Below are 17,569 nucleotides of genomic sequence, written 5' to 3' on the forward strand. Positions count from 1 at the left end.
TATCTATGATGGCTGTGCAACCCTAGTCACGATGCTTCGTATTAAGAATATGGAGGTGACGTATCCTGGGCTGAAAACACCGGTATGTTCTCGCACATAAGGTTATCACTGCTGAGTATTTATAAAGTCGTTCCTAGATGGCTACTGACTACACAAATTTATTGGACGATCCTGATAAAAGGAGAGGTTAGACAATGAATTATAAATCCTATGGTGATTTAAGTGAAGACATCGCTGCGTCCTTGTTCAAAGTTCACGGAAAGGGTTACGACTTGGTGGTGGGTATCCCCCGTAGCGGCATGATCCCGGCCAGCATGATTGCGTTGGGCTTGCATATCGATGTGGTAGGGCTCCCAGAATTCATTGCCAACCGACCGCTGAAAACCCGCTTGCGCAGAAAGGCTGAGAGTGGGCCGGGCGTTGCGTGGGATGCGAAAAAAGTGCTGCTAGTCGATGATAGTGTCATAACAGGGAAGACTGCGCAGGAAGCACGGGATGCTATCCCCGACAACTGCCCTTGCTTAATTGATACCTTGGCGATCTATGCAGATCCGGACGGTAAGCAATACGTCGATATTCATTTTTACACTCTCGAATCACCCCGGGCTTTCCAGTGGAACCTGTTTACCCCCGTCATGCTTTCCCGAGCGTGTGTCGATATCGATGGTGTGCTGTGCGTCGATCCTACCGCTTACCAGAACGATGATGGAGCGCAGTACATTGCATTTTTGAAAAACGCTGAGCTGCTTTTCCTGCCTGCAGGTCGAATTGGCTGCTTGGTAACCAACCGGCTCGAGAAATACCGTCGCCAGACAGAGACGTGGCTTAAGCAGCAGGGCATTGAGTATGAACGCTTGGTCATGCTGGATCTGCCTTCGAAGGAGGAGCGTCAGCGCCAGGGTGTTCACTCTACGCATAAGGGCCTGTTCTACAAGAACTCCGATTACACTTTCTTTATTGAAAGTGGTGCCAGCCAGGCTACGAGTATTGCCAAAATATCGGGGAAAGCCGTTTATTGCTGTGAAGATAACCGAGTCTATACGGCGGCCAGTAACACTTCCGCCAAAAAGGAACAACACGGCTACACCAAACGCCTTCTCCGCGCCGCTAAACGAAGGATCGCGTCTGGCCTTCCACGTCCCCTAAAGACGGCGCTGAAGGAGCGGTGGAAACCTAACAAGGCGTGAACTGATTCAAAGACCGACTAGTGGGTGCCCCTCAAGGGGGGCTTTTTTCTGTGTCTCCACTGTCACTATGACCTCTCCCCATTTTGGAGTATTACAATTGTTCTGCGCTTGTAACTTGCGATTGCTTCTTATGTTATTTTTTACAACTCCTTAATTTTAAATATAAATTTTTTATTAGTATTACAAAAGGTAATGTCACCTACCTGCTAGGCATGATGTTGTTTCCTCATTTCCCTAACGCCAATCTCATTTCTGCACGCCTAAATAGCGTTAGCTATCTCACCCTCATCAATTAAGTAAATCAAAGTATCTGTTTTGTTTTTTTATGTAACCTTATATTTGTCTGCCGTACATGGCATTCATGTCTTATGGCGGTTCGAAAACTGAACCGCCAAGACGAGTTTCCAAATAAGGCTCAGGGAAATGCCATTTACTATCCCCGGGCGGTAGCGTGGTAAGACACAAAACAAAGGGAACAAAAAATGACTAATTTCAAAGCAATAGCAGGTATAGAAACTAGAAAAAGCCCAGTGCGGTTGGTTCGCTATCTGACGTTTTTTATGCTTCTAGGGGCATTGAGTGGTTGCGCCATGGCCCCTGGTGGACACATTGATGACAGCGAGCTCGACCAGTCGCTGGACGGTCGAGTGGACGTACAGCCAATCACGCCGGAGTTTGTAGATACATTGTATGTCCCGCAAGCGCCTACCACGCAAGCAACATCTCAGGCATTGAATCAAGAAGTACAAGGTTATGAGTATCGAGTAGGGCCTGGGGATATTTTAAGCGTGATTGTCTACGACCATCCCGAATTGACTATTCCAGCTGGCGCCGAACGCTCCGCTGCGGAAACCGGTAACCGGATACGGCCCAATGGCACGATGTTCTATCCCTACGTGGGGCGCGTGAGGGTTGAGGGTATGACGCTTGACGAGGTGCGTGAGTTAATCGCACGGCGACTTTCCGAAGTGATCAACGAGCCTCAGGTAGAGGTAGGCATCGCGGCTTTTAACTCTCAGAAAGTTTATATCAGCGGCGCCGTGGAAACCCCCGGTACTCTGCCATTGACTATTTCGCCGATGACGATACTTGATGCCATTAGTGCAGTAGGTGGAGCGCGTGATAATGCGGATTGGCGCAACGTAAAACTAAGCCGCAATGGAGGCGAAGAGGTGATATCGCTTTACGCCATGATGCGTCAAGGGGATATGACACAGAATCGGTTACTGCGTGATGGTGATTTGCTTCACGTACCCACCATGGAAAATCAAAACGTTGTTGTTCTGGGCCAAGTCAGTCGCCCCGGTGCCATTGCCTTGGGTAATGAGCGCATCACGTTAACGGATGCATTGGGCAGAGCTGGTGGTGTTAATGAAAATCGTGCCGAGCCGTCGGGTATTTTCGTAGTGCGAGGAAACCCGCCTGGTAGCGAGAAACTTGCCACTGTCTATCAGTTGGATATTCAGGATGCCACACGCTTATTGCTGGGAACACGTTTTCCTCTTGAGCCGCAGGATGTGGTTTACGTGACGTCAGCACCGCTGGCTCGCTGGAACTCTGTGATCTCACTACTGCTGCCATCAGTTAGTTTGCCTGGCGATTTTGCAACGTCAGCAATCGATGCCGGTGAGCTGTAAGCATCAATTTTGCAATATATCTTAAGAGTGATGAGGCATCACCATGACTAATTTCCCTTCACCACCTTCGTCGCCATCCCCCCAAGAGAGCGATGACCTTAATCTGCGTAAGTTGGTAGATACGCTTTCCGATCATCGCTGGTTTATTGTGTCTGTGACGGGATTTTTTCTGCTGGCGGGCTATTTTAATGCCAGTTCTCAGCCGAGAATATATCAGGCTGATGCCTTGGTTCAGATAGAGACCAGAGGGTCGAACTTGGCGTTCATGGAGTCACTGGGAGAGCCGCAACAAGGTAATCCCACCTCTGCTGAGCTCGAAATTCTGCAGTCACGTATGGTGCTGGGGGAAACCGCAGACCGTCTTGACCTTGCTATTCAGGTTGAACCGCGTCGGTTGCCGTTGGTAGGAGACTTCCTGGTGCATCATGGCGTTAACCAAGAGTGGTTTGAAAGCCTTACGCCGAATTTCATTCTCCAGTGGTTGGCAGATTCCGAAGATGATTGGAACAATCCTTATGTATGGGCCGGCGAGTCGCTGCGAGTCGCCCGTTTTGATGTTCCAGAGGAAAATGTGGGAAGTGAGCATGTGCTGCGCCTCATCGAAGGCGGTGAATTCGAGCTACTGTTAGATGAGCAAACGCTGCTGACGGGCAGCGTTGGGGAAACCGCCCAGAATGATGAATTGGGATATCGTCTGTTTGTTAGTCAGGCAGAAGCACACCCCGGTGCAGAATTCACATTAGTGCGGACGTCCGCGCTTAGCGCCATCGGAGAGCTGAAGAATCGCTTTGAAATCATCCCGCGCGGGTTAGAGTCGGGGGTCTATGAACTGACGTTGAATGGTTCTGACCAGAGCCAGATTCAGCCTACGCTAGATACGTTGACCAGCGTCTTTTTGACCCAGAATGTTCAGCGTCATTCGGAAGAAGCAGAAAACCAGATCGCCTTTCTCGATGAGCAAATTCCCCAGGTTAGCAACCAACTGTCAGATGCCGAAGGAATGCTTAACGACTACCGAGCACAACGTGACTCTGTGGATCTGACGTTCGAGACACAGAACCTGCTTACTCGGGTAGTCGATGTGGAGAATCAGCTCAGTGAACTGGCGATGCGAGAAGCAGATTTGGCTGAAAGGTACCGTCCCTCGCATCCCAACTACCAAACGTTATTGAGGCAACGCGGTCAGCTTGAAGCCGAGCGTGACCGACTAAACACCTTGGTGAATGAGCTACCCGAGACGCAGCAGGAAGTGCTGCGTCTTACCCGGGACACCCAGGTTAATCAGCAAGTGTATGTGCAACTGCTCAACCAACTTCAAGAGATGCGTTTGGTGAAGGCTGGTACCGTGGGCAATGTACGTATCTTGGATGCGGCCATGCTAAGCCCTGGCACTATTGCGCCGCGTATTGCTCTAATAACTGCTGTCAGTGGCTTGATTGGTGCACTGTTGGCGATGCTAGTACTAGTTGTTCGTATTTTGCTCAGCCGAGCGATTAAAACTCCCGAACAGCTTGAAGAACTGGGGTTGCCTGTCTATGCCACATTACCGAATTCCGGCGAACAGGCTGGGCTTACCGAACGGATTCGCCCGCGTCGTTCCAAAAAAGCCCAAGAAGTTTTTCGCGGCTTGCTGGCCATCAAAAAACCAGCCGAAATCGCGGTGGAAGCATTGCGTGGGCTGCGTACCAGTCTCTATTTCGCCATGCTGGAGTCCGACAATAATCGGTTAATGATTACTGGTGCGAGCCCAGGGGTAGGTAAGAGCTTTATAGCCGCTAACTTGGCGGCGGTATGTGCCCAAGCGGGGCAAAAAGTGTTGTTAATTGATGCGGATATGCGCCGCGGCCATTTGCACCATGCCTTTCACGGCAAGGGCGTAAAGGGGCTCTCAGAGTTATTGGCACGACGTATCAGCCTAGAAGAGGCCATTCGGCATAGTGATCTAGATGGGCTTGATTATGTGGCAAGAGGGAGTGTGCCGCCTAATCCATCAGAGCTTTTGATGCAGCAAAGTTTTCACGAATTTCTAGACACTATAAGTAAAAGCTATGATCTGGTAATCGTGGATACACCTCCGATACTGGCGGTTACCGATGCTTCGGTGGTAGGCAAATTGGTAGGTACCAGTTTAATGGTGGTGCGTTTCGATACTAACCCGCCTGGCGAAATCAAAGCCGCTAAGCGTCGTCTTGAGAGTGCTGGTGTGAGACTCAAAGGTGGGATTCTAAACGGCGTGAAGAAACCGACCAGCAGCCGCCATGGATATTACGGCAGCTACCTCTATGCTTACCGGTGAACCAATATGCTTAATCAATTGCGTGAATTTTATTCCTTACTAACGCAACAACAGCGTCGCCGATTGCTAAGCCTCCAGGTACTGATCATTATTATGGCGTTAGCGCAGATCGCTAGTGTGATCGCCATTGGGCCTTTCATGGCAGTGGTTGGTGACATGAGCAAACTCCAGGGTGATGGCTGGTTAGCCTGGGCTTATACCTATAGCGGGGCGCAAAGCCACAAATCCTTTTTAAGTCTATTAGGCGGTTTGGTGCTTGGGGTTTTGCTAATGGCGGCACTCATTTCCATGTATACCACTTGGCGTCTTTCGCTTTATAGCGAGCAAGTGGGGGCGGAACTCTCTAGTCGCCTATATCGCTATTACCTGCACCAGCCTTGGCTGTTTCATTCCAACCAAAACACCAGCAACCTGATCAGCAAGGTCTCGGTTGAAGTCCAGCGCGTGACCACTAAAGTGATCAACCCAGCGATGGAGCTCAACGCTAAGACGGTCATGGTGACCTTGATGAGCCTGGCTATCTTTATCTACAACCCCGTTGTAGCGATATCCGGGTTGGTGATATTCCTCGCCACTTATCTGTTGCTTTATCAAACGGTGCGTCGCTTTCTTAGCATTAATGGCAAGCGTATATCGGAGGCTCAATCTAAACGCTTCAAACTGATGACCGAAGGATTTGGAGGTATTAAGGATCTCCTTTTATTGCATCGTCAGGCGAATTTTACCTCGCGTTTTGAAAAGGCCAGCAATCGCATAGCGCGGGGCCAAGGCGTGACACAAGGATTAAGTGAAGCCCCCCGTTACGCGATCGAACTGGTGGCCTTTGGCTCGGTAATCCTGTTGGTTCTCTACCTGCTTAACCTCTACGAAGGCAACCTGGGCGCCATTCTACCGGCACTTTCAATCTACGCCCTGGCCGGCTTCAAGATGTTACCTGGCTTTCAGAAAATCTATACCTCTATTACTAAAATACGCGGCAACTTAGCGGCTTATGATGCGATCCGAGAAGATCTAATGGCTAGCCGTGGTGAAACCAAAAAATTAAATGCAGGTAGTGAATCTCAGCCGGAGGCTCAATCAGCGCCGTGGGTGCCTCAGCGAGAGATAACGATACAGGAGGTAGCCTTCGACTACCCTGGAACGCGGGCATTGGCACTGGATGGGCTGACGTTGACAATTCCGGCGAACAAAATGGTCGGCTTAGTCGGCGCTTCAGGCAGTGGCAAGAGCACTGCAGTGGACTTATTGCTGGGTCTGATTGAGCCTCAGCAAGGTCAAATACTCATTGATGGTGTGGCTCTAACGCAGGAAAACTTGCGCAATTGGCATGCGGGTGTGGGGTTTGTGCCGCAACAGATATTTCTTGCCGATGGTTCCATTCTCGAAAACGTCGCCTTTGCCATTGAACGCGAAAATATTGACGTTGAGAGGGTCAAGGAAGCTCTGCATATGGCGCAACTTGATGAGCTGATCGAGCGATTTCCCGAAGGGCTCGAAACCCGAATCGGCGAGCGAGGAGTTCAGATATCAGGAGGGCAGCGCCAGCGTCTGGGTATTGCTCGTGCCCTTTATCAGCAAGCCAGAGTATTGGTCTTTGATGAAGCCACCAGCGCTCTGGATGGGATTACCGAGCGGCGTGTAATGGAAGATATTCAGCGCTTTGCAGGCCAGATGACAGTAGTGCTTATTGCCCACCGTCTGGCCACGGTCAAAGAGTGCGACATCATTTATATGCTTGAAAACGGACGAGTGAGTGATGCTGGTACTTATGATGATTTGGCCAGCCGCAATCATACCTTCCAAATGATGGCTAACCTCTAGCCACAGTAGAAAAAAGGTATCGCCATGAACTTGATTGGTGCGCTATTGCTGTTTGTGGGTCTTGCGTTAAGCAGCCTTTATTTGTTTCCCAGTGGTGGCCCACAGCTGGCTGACTTTGTGCTGATCGTTTTTGCTGGCGTGATGCTTTTGATGTCACTAGGAGATAAACACCTGAAAGTTTCTGCCTTCGCTATGTGTTGGGGGTTAATGGTGTTATGGGTGGTAATGGTATGTCTTAGTTGGACGTTAGTGATGCAAACGACGGACTTTTTTATGCCTGCTCTGTTCTTCTTGTTCAACTTTTTAATTGGTATGGGCTTGCTGCGTTTCCTGAGCGTTTATGGTGAGCGTGCTAATAGCCTGATTCGCAATAGCGTGTCTATTGCGCTATTGGTCGCCGGTGGCTTTGTGCTAGTGCAACTAGCCTTGGGCATTAACCGCACCACTGGAAGCTTTAATAACCCCAACCAGCTGGCTTATTTTTCGCTATGTGGTGTGGTGGTATTGTTAATGCTCGATGATTTTCACCCGAAAATGAGGCCTTTGGCATTGGCCGGGCTGGCTAGCGGCGTACTAGGGATTTTATCGGCGTCTTCGTTGGCCGCTATGGGGGGAGGCGTCATGGTAATGGTCGGTTGGGCCATAGCAAATGCCAAGCAAGTCAAATATTTTGCGCGCCTGCTGTTGGTAGTCCCACTGCTATTGGGAGGCATTGTAATAGCTAATATCAGTTCGGAGGGGCAAGTATTGCGCAACCTTGAGGCACGAATGGATCGGGCACCAAGCAAAGTGGATAGTGTTTATGAGGAGCGCAAGTTTGACCGGCTAACAAACTTTCCCGCCTACGCCATATTGGGGGCAGGGGAAGCTAAACGAGAGCGTTTTGCTCCTTATGATGGGGCCGAAATTCATTCTTCCTTCGTTAATATGCTGTTTGCCTATGGTTTACCAGGGCTAGTACTTTTTCTGTCGATGATAGCCACCGTATTGCGGCGAGCTCCGCTCTATATCTGGGCGGGAGTAGCGGGACCATTGATCTATTCCACTACCCATAACGGTTTACGCTCGACGCTATTCTGGATACTACTTGTGATCTGTTGGCATCTCTACCGGCAAGGCTCGATCGCGGCTTCCCGTCGAGGCTTCGCTTTTAATCCCCCTTCTGAAATGACGTGATTGCCAGCGCTGTAATCTGATAACCCGCGAGAATGGATAGAGATAACTTATGGCTAGTTTAATGAAGTCGCTATCGATGACGCCGCGTTGCATAAAGCGCAGGGTGCTTGTAGCACTAGATGGTTTGATTATCGCGGGCAGCTTGCAGCTTGCAACAATGACTCATGTGGAAAGCCTACAACCGCTAAGCAGTGTTGTCTTGTGGATGACCATCGGCCTGTTGGTTCCGGTGAGTCTCTTGCTCTTCCGTTGGCTAGGGCTTTATCGCGTCGTCATTCGCTACATGAGCCATGCCACTGTATCGACGATTGTTATGGCTGTGCTGGCATCGAGTTTGTTAGTCGCACCGGCCAGTTACATGACGGCCTCACCCATTGGGTTATCGATTATCGTTATCTATGCGCTGTTCTTGTTGTTGGGTATCGGCAGCCTGCGTTTTGTTTTACGTGAATTGTATCGCCATAGTCAGCTGCGTCAGCGCAAGCCGGTGGTGATCTATGGGGCAGGAGCCGCTGGTTGCGAGCTGGTAGCGGCGCTTCGAAACGGAGAAGAGTACCAACCGGTGGCCTTCGTTGACGATTGGCGCGGGTTGGAAGGTGCCATGGTAGAAGGACTGCGGGTACATCAACCGGTCGCGTTGGCGGCCCTGATCCAAGAATATCAGGCCGCTATGGTTCTTCTGGCCATTCCCAGCGCTCCCCGTTGGCGTCGACGCGAGATATTGCATTGGCTTTCGGGACTTTCCGTGCCTCTCAAAACAATTCCCGGAAGTGCCGATGTGATCGCCGGGAGGGCCAAAATCAGCGAACTTCGCGATGTGGCGCTTGAGGATTTATTGGGTAGGGAGTCGGTGCCTGCTTTCCCCGAATTGCTGGAGGCCAATATCCGTGATAAAGCGGTCATGGTGACGGGGGCGGGAGGCTCGATAGGTAGCGAGCTGTGTCGTCAGATTCTAAATCAGAATCCTGTTCGGCTACTTTTGGTAGACAATTGCGAATTCGCACTATACGCCATTGAGCAAGAGCTGAAGCAATATATTGAAAGTACGTTGTCTCGGTGCGATCTAAAACCATTACTTATCTCAGTGCAGCATGCGGGCAGTCTTAAGGCCGTATTCGAATGCTTCGAGGTGCATACTGTCTACCACGCTGCCGCTTATAAGCATGTGCCAATGGTTGAGTTCAATCTCGTGCAGGGAGTGAGCAATAACGTCTTAGGCACCTTAAATCTAGCCAAGGCGGCAATGGCGGCGGATGTAGAAACTTTTGTTGTGGTATCCACCGACAAAGCCGTTCGCCCCACTAATGCCATGGGAGCATCCAAACGTTTAACTGAGCTTATCTGTCAAGCTTTCGCCCATGCCCAGTCCAACACACGATTCTGCATGGTGCGCTTTGGCAATGTTTTAGGCTCAAGCGGCTCAGTTGTCCCAGTGTTCCGTCAACAGATTGAGCAAGGCGGCCCCATTAAGGTGACTCACCCTGATATCACCCGCTATTTCATGACGATTCCCGAAGCTGCGCAACTGGTTATCCAGGCCGGTGCTATGGGTGAGGGTGGGGAGGTTTTCGTGCTCGATATGGGCGAGCCAGTACGTATTCATGATCTGGCCATGAATATGATTCGTCTTTCGGGGCTGGAAGTAAAAGACGCTGCCCATCCTGATGGGGATATCGAAATCATCTATTCCGGCTTGCGGCCTGGTGAAAAACTGTACGAGGAATTGTTGATAGGTCATGACGTCAGCAAGACGCGCCATGATCGTATCATGACGTCACAAGAGCGATTCTGGGAATGGTCGAGGCTCGAAGCCTTTTTACAGCAACTGGAGCAGGCGTTTATTGCTACTGATCATCTGCGTATCCGCCAACTGCTGCAGTCGGCCCCCCTGGACTACAACCCCTTGGATGAAATAGCCGATCTGGTATGGAAAGCACGCCAGGCAATGCCTTTAGATACGCAACGTCAACCCATTGATGCAACGAACTTGGCCTTAAGGTCGGTCACACGACTAGGTCCTATATTAAGCCCGGTATCCAAGGAAGGCTGAGCAGCCGAGTGACCGCCTGACGTTTACCCCCATCCTGCCACAACCTGTTCTTACGGTGCCTATGCCATAGGGTCTGAGCTTCTCAATCCTCGCTCTGATCACCATTTTTTCGTGCTTGAGTGATGCGAAAAGCATTATTGAGCATGTCATCAATGCTTATTCAATAAAAAGTGCTCTCTTTAGCACAAGGAGGCAAGTCATGACGAACAAACAATCTAATGGCGAACAACAAGAGTGGCTATCCGGGATTACCGTTTTTCTGATCAGAGATTGTCAACTGGCGTATTTGGATACCCTCCGCAATTTGCTTGATCACCATGGATTTAATGTGCTGTATGGCGTGCCAATTGAAGGCAAGCAACAACAGGCACTTGCTCAGTGGATTATTGATGATGAACAGGCGCCAGGAAAATATTCCAGCGGTGGGTACCTACCTGTTTTTCTCCTGGTGGTACAGGATGTCCATCCATTAACGGAGAAGCAGATTTCAAGTGACGCTCCTGAAAAGGTTAACAATCTACGCGTACCTATTATCAAGGCAGCGTTCAGTGCCATGGTCCATCAAGGGGAGAGCAAGGAAGAACTGCTTAGTCCGATACATTGTTCCCGCGATGCTGGCCAAGCGCTCGAGTATCTCAATACGTTGGTACCCAAGCAGGCTGGTGAAATACGTGCAGTAGCTCTAAGCAACGAGGCTGCATTTCGCACACCTTATCCGGTTCTGGCCGACCTAAGTAAAGAGGTTTGTCGAGCCAAGGTAGAGCTGGTGGATTTTCATGGCTCTGAGGCGATTTGCAAGACGTTTCGACCTGGGCGTGAGCGCTATCTAGAGCGTGAAGTAAAGGCGCGTGAGCTCGGTGCGTCACTGCCAGAAGTATCTCGGCTGCTAGAAGTCGGGCCTCATTACCTAGTGTTTGAGCGCTATGCCAATTGTATGGAACGCATTTTATCGCCTCGTGCGCCTTTTTCTCGTCATGGTTTGCTGCCTATCTGGACCATTGAGCGCGTGAGAGCAGTGATTTTGCACTATCGCCGTCTTGGCTACGAATGCATCGACCTTAATCCGCAAGATCTTATCTATGACCCTTGTCAGGGGTTAAAGATTATTGATTTCGAATTTCTACAGCCCGGTCCTAATGAAATAAAGACGTTGAAAGGCAACTATGCCTGGTACGAAGTGCCTTCGCTTTTTACCGGCGACTTGCCGCTTTCAGCTCGTCATAGCTCCTATCGACATCGTTGGTTTCCCTATACCGGGCTGCCGCGAACCTTATGCCTGAGTGAACTTCCGCGTCCATTACTTGCCATGGTGCGTTCAGTGGCCTTGGTGCCCTTGACGTTGGATGGCTTGAGGCGAGTGAGCTGGCGCCATATTCAGCGCTTTGTACGCAACTGAGTTTAGTGCTGTTAATAGTTCCCACTCCTGCCTAATGCCCTCTATTTCCCCGTCATGGAGTCATTAAATGAAGATTCTTGTTACCGGCCATGCCGGATTCATCGGCTTTCACACAGCCAAACGGTTGCTGGAGCGCGGCGATAGTGTCGTCGGCTTTGATAGCGTGAATGACTATTATGACCCCGCTATTAAGGAGGCGCGTCTGAAAATTCTTGAGCAGACGGCGTTAGCAACGAGGGGCGACTATCTTTCAATTCGCGCTAATCTAGCGGATCAACAGGCGGTGGCAGAGTGCTTTAATGAGCACCGCTTTGACCGGGTCATTCATCTGGCTGCCCAAGCGGGGGTGCGTTATTCGCTGGAAAACCCACTGAGTTATGTGGAAAGCAACTTGATTGGATTTACTAATGTGTTGGAGGCGTGCCGCCACTCCAATATAGCGCACCTGACTTATGCCAGTACCAGTAGTGTTTATGGCGCTAATACTCTAATGCCATTTTCCGAACATGAAGGTGCTAATCACCCACTGCAATTTTATGCCGCCACCAAGAAAGCGAATGAAATGATGGCTCACAGCTATAGTCATTTGTTTGGATTACCGACCACCGGACTGAGGTTTTTCACCGTCTATGGCCCCTGGGGGCGACCAGATATGGCACTTTTTAAATTCACCAAAAGTATTTTGGCCAATGAGCCTATTGATGTTTTCAATTATGGCTGTCATACGCGTGACTTTACCTATGTGGATGACATCGTGGAAGGTGTTATTCGCGCCAGCGATGATATAGCTACTCCTGCTTATCAGTGGAATAGCGATAGTCCTGATCCTGCTACCAGCAATGCTCCTTTTCGTATCTTCAATATTGGCAATAATGATCCTGTTACGGTCAACGTCTATATAGAAGCTATTGAAAAAGCGTTAGGTAGAAAAGCCATCAAGAACCTGTTGCCTTTACAGCCTGGCGATGTCCCAGACACTTATGCGGATTCAGGTGAATTAGAAAGAATGGTTGGTTATAAACCCACTACACCAGTAGTTCAAGGCGTTGAAAATTTTGTCGAATGGTATCGTAATTACTACTCGTTAAATAAACCAAACACCGTCTTGAGTGAAATACATAGTCCGTCTGAGTAACCCCTTTCTTCATATTCTTCTCATTACTCTACTCTACATTTAGGTAATTCAATGAACGTTACAGTTTTCGGAACCGGTTATGTAGGCCTGGTTCAAGGCACTATTCTAGCTGAAGTTGGCCATCACGTTGTTTGTATTGATCTGGATGATAATAAGGTCGAACAACTTAGGCAGGGTAACATCCCTATTTATGAACCTGGTCTTGAGTCTTTGGTAAAAGAAAACCACGCCGCTGGACGGCTTGAGTTTACCACCGACGCAGTAGCCGGGGTCAAACATGGTCAAGTACAGTTTATTGCTGTGGGGACTCCACCGGATGAAGACGGTAGTGCTGACCTTAAGTACGTTCTAACTGTGGCTGCAACCATTGCTGAACATATGGAACAGAGCCAAGTTATCATTAACAAATCCACCGTGCCTGTAGGTAGTGCGGACAGAGTACGAACTGAGGTGGAAAAAATTCTAGCAAGACGCGGCCGTGATGATATTGCGTTTGACGTGGTGTCTAATCCTGAGTTCTTAAAAGAAGGTAGTGCGGTCGCCGACTGTCAAAAACCTGATCGTATTATTATCGGTACCGAGTGCGATGCCACGATCGAAGTAATGCGCGAGTTATACGCTCCCTTTAATCGTAATCACGACAAGATTATCGTGATGGACGTAAAAAGTGCCGAATTGACTAAGTATGCAGCCAACTGCATGTTGGCTACTAAGATAAGTTTTATGAACGAGATGGCAAATTTGGCTGAGCGTTTGGGTGCCGATATCGAGTCGGTGCGTAAAGGAATAGGCTCGGACCCACGTATTGGTTACGACTTCATTTACCCTGGCGTGGGGTATGGTGGTTCTTGCTTTCCAAAAGATCTCCAGGCACTTATACACGTCTCAAATGCTATCGATTTTGATGCCAAATTACTGAAAGCAGTGGAGTCACGTAATAAAGAGCAAAAAAACACGTTATTCAACAAGATAAGTCAGCACTTCAATGCGGAACTAAAGGGAAAAACCTTCGCCATTTGGGGGCTTTCATTCAAGCCTAATACTGATGATATGCGTGATGCTCCGAGCAGGGTGCTTATGGAAGCACTTTGGGCTGCCGGTGCCAAGGTTAAGGCGTATGACCCGGAAGCCATGGAAGAAGCACAGCGTCTTTATGAGCGGCATGATCACTTGGTTCTTTGTGGCACCAAAGAAGCTGCTTTAAAGCATGCCGACGCTTTGATTATTGTCACCGAGTGGCAAAATTTTCGGGCGCCTGATTTTGATCTTATTAAATCACAACTTACTGAACCCACTATCTTTGATGGACGTAATATTTATGAGCCACGTCGCATGAAGGAGAAAGGATTTACTTACTACTCAGTGGGTAGGCCTAGCCCGTTACTATCTTCACCCACTCCCCACTAAAAGCACACTTTCATAACCTGTTTGATATTCTCTGATAGACAGCACATCTCATTAAATATATTAATTTTATGCCAGTTTTAAAGAGCAAAATTATTAATCTGTCTGGTACTTTTTGAGGAGGCATTATGAACGCTAAGTCTGATAAACCAAATCGCCGTTTTCTGCTGGTGTCGGGCTCAAGTTATTCCTTGGTTAATTTTCGCGGCCCGCTAGTACGCAGTCTGATTAATGCAGGATTAGAAGTTCATGCGGCTTCTCCAGGGCTTCGTGATGATCCTGCCACATGTCGGCAGCTCGAATCCTGGGGGGTGTTTATTCATGATATCCCTATGCAACGAACAGGACTGAATCCTTGGCACGATTTCCTTACCCTGAAGGCACTTTATCGCTTGATGAACGATATTCGTCCCGATGCTGTTCTGGGATATACCATCAAGCCGGTGGTGTATGGAATGTTAGCGGCTTGGTTGGCGAAGGTTCCTCAGCGCTACGCATTAATCACTGGGCTGGGGTATGCCTTTGCCGGAGAGGCTCGTGGCAAGCGTGCTCTGCTTTTTCATTTGGTGTGCAGACTGTATTCGGCAGCTCTGAATAAGGTAGATAGAGTATTTTTTCAGAACCCTGATGACGAAACTTTATTTCGTGATTTGGGGATACTACGCGCTCACATCCCTTCGCAAGTACTCAATGGGTCAGGGGTAGATATGGCTCATTTTGCAGCGGGTCCTTTACCTGAAGGACCGCCACGGTTTTTATTAGTTGCTCGCTTGCTGGCCGACAAGGGCGTGCGTCAGTACGCTAAGGCCGCTAGGCAAATCAAACAGCAGCATCCTGAGGTCGTATTTCAATTGGCCGGTGATATCGATAGCAATCCCGATACGATTACGCAACAAGAATTGGATACCTGGGTAGGGGAAGGATTCCTTGAACATTTAGGTTGGCTAAGTGATGTGCGACCGGCACTAGCCGAGAGCAGCGTTTTTGTACTGCCTAGTTATTACCGGGAAGGCACGCCACGCTCAATTTTGGAAGCTATGTCTATGGGGCGAGCGGTGATCACCACCGATGCACCGGGCTGTCGAGAAACCGTAATTGATGGCGAAAATGGCTACTTGATACCCGTGAAAGATGTTGATGCGCTGGTTAAAGCCATGCAGCATTTTATTGACCGCCCCGCTTTAATGCAAAGTATGGGGAGACGCTCCAACGAGATTGCTAAAGATAAATACGATGTGCATAAAGTAAATGCCGTTATGCTTGAAGCAATGGGTATAGGAAAACCAGAGGTTCGGAATATGGTGGCAAAACCATTTGATACTATTTCGGCTAAATAGAATATATAAAACATTGCTGTGCGTTATTTACATTATACCCTCAAAAAAGCATTAACAGCCTCAATGCTCATGTTCTAAGTGTCTCTCATTTTAGAGCTGCTGTCTCTGATGCAATAGGTATTTTTGACCGGTGATACACCAAGTATCTATATGTATCAGCTAAATGGGTGGTAGATAGCTGTTGCTGGATATATTAAGCAAGTTATCGGAGAAAACTTAATGCAGATTCAGTTTAAGTCATATGGTGATTTAGGCAGAGATATTACAAAAAATTTTGAAAAATTTTCTGGTGACTGGGACTTAGTTGTCGGGGTACCGAGAAGTGGTATGGTTCCCGCTTACATGATTGCACTTGCACTGAATGTGAACTGCACGGATATCTCATCTTGGGTGAATAATTATCCATTGAAAAGAGGGCTTACCCGAGGAGTGAGAAAAGAATTGAGCTCTCCTTGGGAGGCAAAAAAGGTTCTCATTGTGGACGACAGCATAATGAGTGGCAAATCAATAAGAAGCGAGATTGACGCGCTTCCTGAGTGGTTAGCATCTCGTGCAACTACTCTGGCCGTTTATTCCGGCAAGCCAATCAGAAGTGATATAGATATCATTCTTGAATTCCTTCCACACCCTAGGGCTTTCGAATGGAACATATTCCATCACAATGTCATGAATAGATCGTGTATTTGTCTCGAGGGTATGATTATCGAAGGCGAGGCAGGCAGCGACAAGCGCACAGCACGCTTTCGTTATATTCCATCAAGGTACATCAATACAATTGTTTCTTGCCAACATGAATCAAGCCGCCATGAGGTAGAAATTTTACTTGTGAACAATGGAATTTCATATCGAAACCTTGTCATGGCTAACAACGATAAAGATGTGATGGAAATGGATTCTCTTGTGAGGTTCAAAGTCAAGACGTTCATAGATTCAACGGCGGATTTATTTGTCGAAGCGAATTCTGATCAAGCAAAACTTATTTGTCGGGAAGCAAGGAAGCCAGTTTTCTGTTCTAGTGATAACTGTATATATAATCCCGGTGATGAACTTGGGACTCGTTTTGTTAAGAATAAGATAAAGTTATTGGTGTGGAAAATCGTTAATAGCAAGGCGTGGTAGCAAGGGATATTTCCAGATTACTGTTTATGTAGAACACATCAAAACCTGTTGCTAAAAACTAATGAATTGCATCACCAGAGTCCGAAGATTAATTTTATTTGGCTTTCTGGGGTTCATCAATAAGCTTATTTGACGCCATGGAGATGACTGATGGATCAGATTCACATCTCAGTCATTATGACTGTTAAGAATGGTTCTAAATACTTGGAATCTAGTCTTTTATCCGTTTTTTCTCAGACCTATCCGGCTAAAGAAGTCGTTGTGGTCAATGATGGATCTGACGATGATACCTGGGAAGTGCTCAAGCGATTACGCCATACGGCTCCCATCCAGGTCCAGTTAGTGAATACGCAAGGTGTTGGGCGCTCGCAGGCGCTTAATCTTGCCGTCAGCCAAGCTCGCTATCCATGGCTAGCCAATATCGATGCAGACGATAAATGGCTACCCGAGAAGTTATCGCAGCAGGTCGCTACTTTGAGTCTGTTTCCAGACGTAGAACTTGTCGTTACAGCTAGTCAGATCGTTTATGGAGAAGAAGAGGGTGAAGGAGAGTCGATTCTCAGAGGGGGATTCTCAGTGACGCCAATGGGGTGTGACAGTTTCTATGTTCATAATCCGATAAATCATAGTTCTATACTGTTCTCTCGACGATTTTTTGATCAGGTTGGGGGGTACGATGAAACATTATTTAGGCAGGTCGATATTGACCTTTGGGTACGCGCTCTTAGCCAAGGTTTTATATTTTACCGAGTGGATTTACCGTTAACGATTAAACGTCTTCATGACGAACAAAGCTTTGAAGTTGGAAATCGATTGGGTTATACATATAATTCATTAAAAGTAAGCTTAAGAAAATTACGACAGCTTAAAGCTCCTTTTTACTACTTTCCAATTGCATTTGTTAAATTTTTTTATAATAACATACCAAGAAGCATCCGTCGTCGCTTAAAAAGGGTGGGGCTTTAATAGCTACGATAATGACTTAGTAACGTGATTAGGGTTGTCGTCTGA

12 protein-coding genes are annotated in these 17,569 nt (G+C 48.2%); all 12 read left to right on the forward strand.

The window, feature by feature from the left end:
- Positions 1–194: 194 nt before the first annotated feature.
- The 12 genes from U738_RS07635 (at position 195) to U738_RS07690 (ending at position 17,524) form a co-directional block, all read left to right on the forward strand.
- Positions 195–1,187, forward strand: coding sequence for a phosphoribosyltransferase (locus U738_RS07635; RefSeq protein ID WP_050713520.1), 993 nt, complete (start codon positions 195–197; stop codon positions 1,185–1,187).
- Positions 1,188–1,669: 482 nt separating this feature from the next.
- Entirely contained in the window at positions 1,670–2,824 is a 1,155-nt protein-coding gene (locus tag U738_RS07640) for a polysaccharide export protein (protein ID WP_197671935.1), read from the forward strand.
- A 43-nt stretch (positions 2,825–2,867) separates the two neighbouring features.
- Positions 2,868–5,120 carry a polysaccharide biosynthesis tyrosine autokinase gene (locus U738_RS07645; protein WP_035578929.1) on the forward strand — a complete coding sequence of 751 codons (2,253 nt, stop codon included), beginning with the start codon at positions 2,868–2,870 and terminating at the stop codon, positions 5,118–5,120.
- A gap of 6 nt (positions 5,121–5,126) precedes the next feature.
- Complete coding sequence (locus tag U738_RS07650; protein WP_035578931.1) at positions 5,127–6,941, forward strand: ABC transporter ATP-binding protein; 1,815 nt, start codon at positions 5,127–5,129, stop codon at positions 6,939–6,941.
- Between the two features lie 24 nt (positions 6,942–6,965).
- Complete coding sequence (locus tag U738_RS07655) at positions 6,966–8,117, forward strand: hypothetical protein (RefSeq protein ID WP_035578934.1); 1,152 nt, start codon at positions 6,966–6,968, stop codon at positions 8,115–8,117.
- A 49-nt stretch (positions 8,118–8,166) separates the two neighbouring features.
- Entirely contained in the window at positions 8,167–10,167 is a 2,001-nt protein-coding gene (locus U738_RS07660; RefSeq protein ID WP_081899063.1) for a polysaccharide biosynthesis protein, read from the forward strand.
- Between the two features lie 199 nt (positions 10,168–10,366).
- On the forward strand, positions 10,367–11,563 hold the full coding sequence (locus tag U738_RS07665; RefSeq protein WP_035578936.1) for a hypothetical protein: 1,197 nt from the start codon (positions 10,367–10,369) through the stop codon (positions 11,561–11,563).
- 67 nt (positions 11,564–11,630) lie between these two features.
- Positions 11,631–12,698 (forward strand): NAD-dependent epimerase, encoded by a 1,068-nt coding sequence (locus U738_RS07670; RefSeq protein ID WP_050713516.1) that lies wholly within the window; start codon positions 11,631–11,633, stop codon positions 12,696–12,698.
- 51 nt (positions 12,699–12,749) lie between these two features.
- On the forward strand, positions 12,750–14,105 hold the full coding sequence (locus tag U738_RS07675) for a UDP-glucose dehydrogenase family protein (protein ID WP_035578938.1): 1,356 nt from the start codon (positions 12,750–12,752) through the stop codon (positions 14,103–14,105).
- A 125-nt stretch (positions 14,106–14,230) separates the two neighbouring features.
- A complete protein-coding gene (locus tag U738_RS07680) occupies positions 14,231–15,439 on the forward strand; it encodes a glycosyltransferase family 4 protein (protein ID WP_035578940.1) in 1,209 nt (402 codons plus the stop codon).
- 219 nt (positions 15,440–15,658) lie between these two features.
- Positions 15,659–16,558, forward strand: coding sequence for a phosphoribosyltransferase family protein (locus tag U738_RS07685; protein ID WP_035578942.1), 900 nt, complete (start codon positions 15,659–15,661; stop codon positions 16,556–16,558).
- Positions 16,559–16,708: 150 nt separating this feature from the next.
- The gene (locus U738_RS07690) at positions 16,709–17,524 is read left to right on the forward strand and encodes a glycosyltransferase family 2 protein (protein ID WP_035578944.1); all 816 of its coding nucleotides are present in this window, start codon (positions 16,709–16,711) and stop codon (positions 17,522–17,524) included.
- Positions 17,525–17,569 lie beyond the last annotated feature (45 nt).

The sequence above is a fragment of the Halomonas sp. TG39a genome, from assembly GCF_000744395.1.
Classification (GTDB): domain Bacteria; phylum Pseudomonadota; class Gammaproteobacteria; order Pseudomonadales; family Halomonadaceae; genus Vreelandella; species Vreelandella ventosae_B.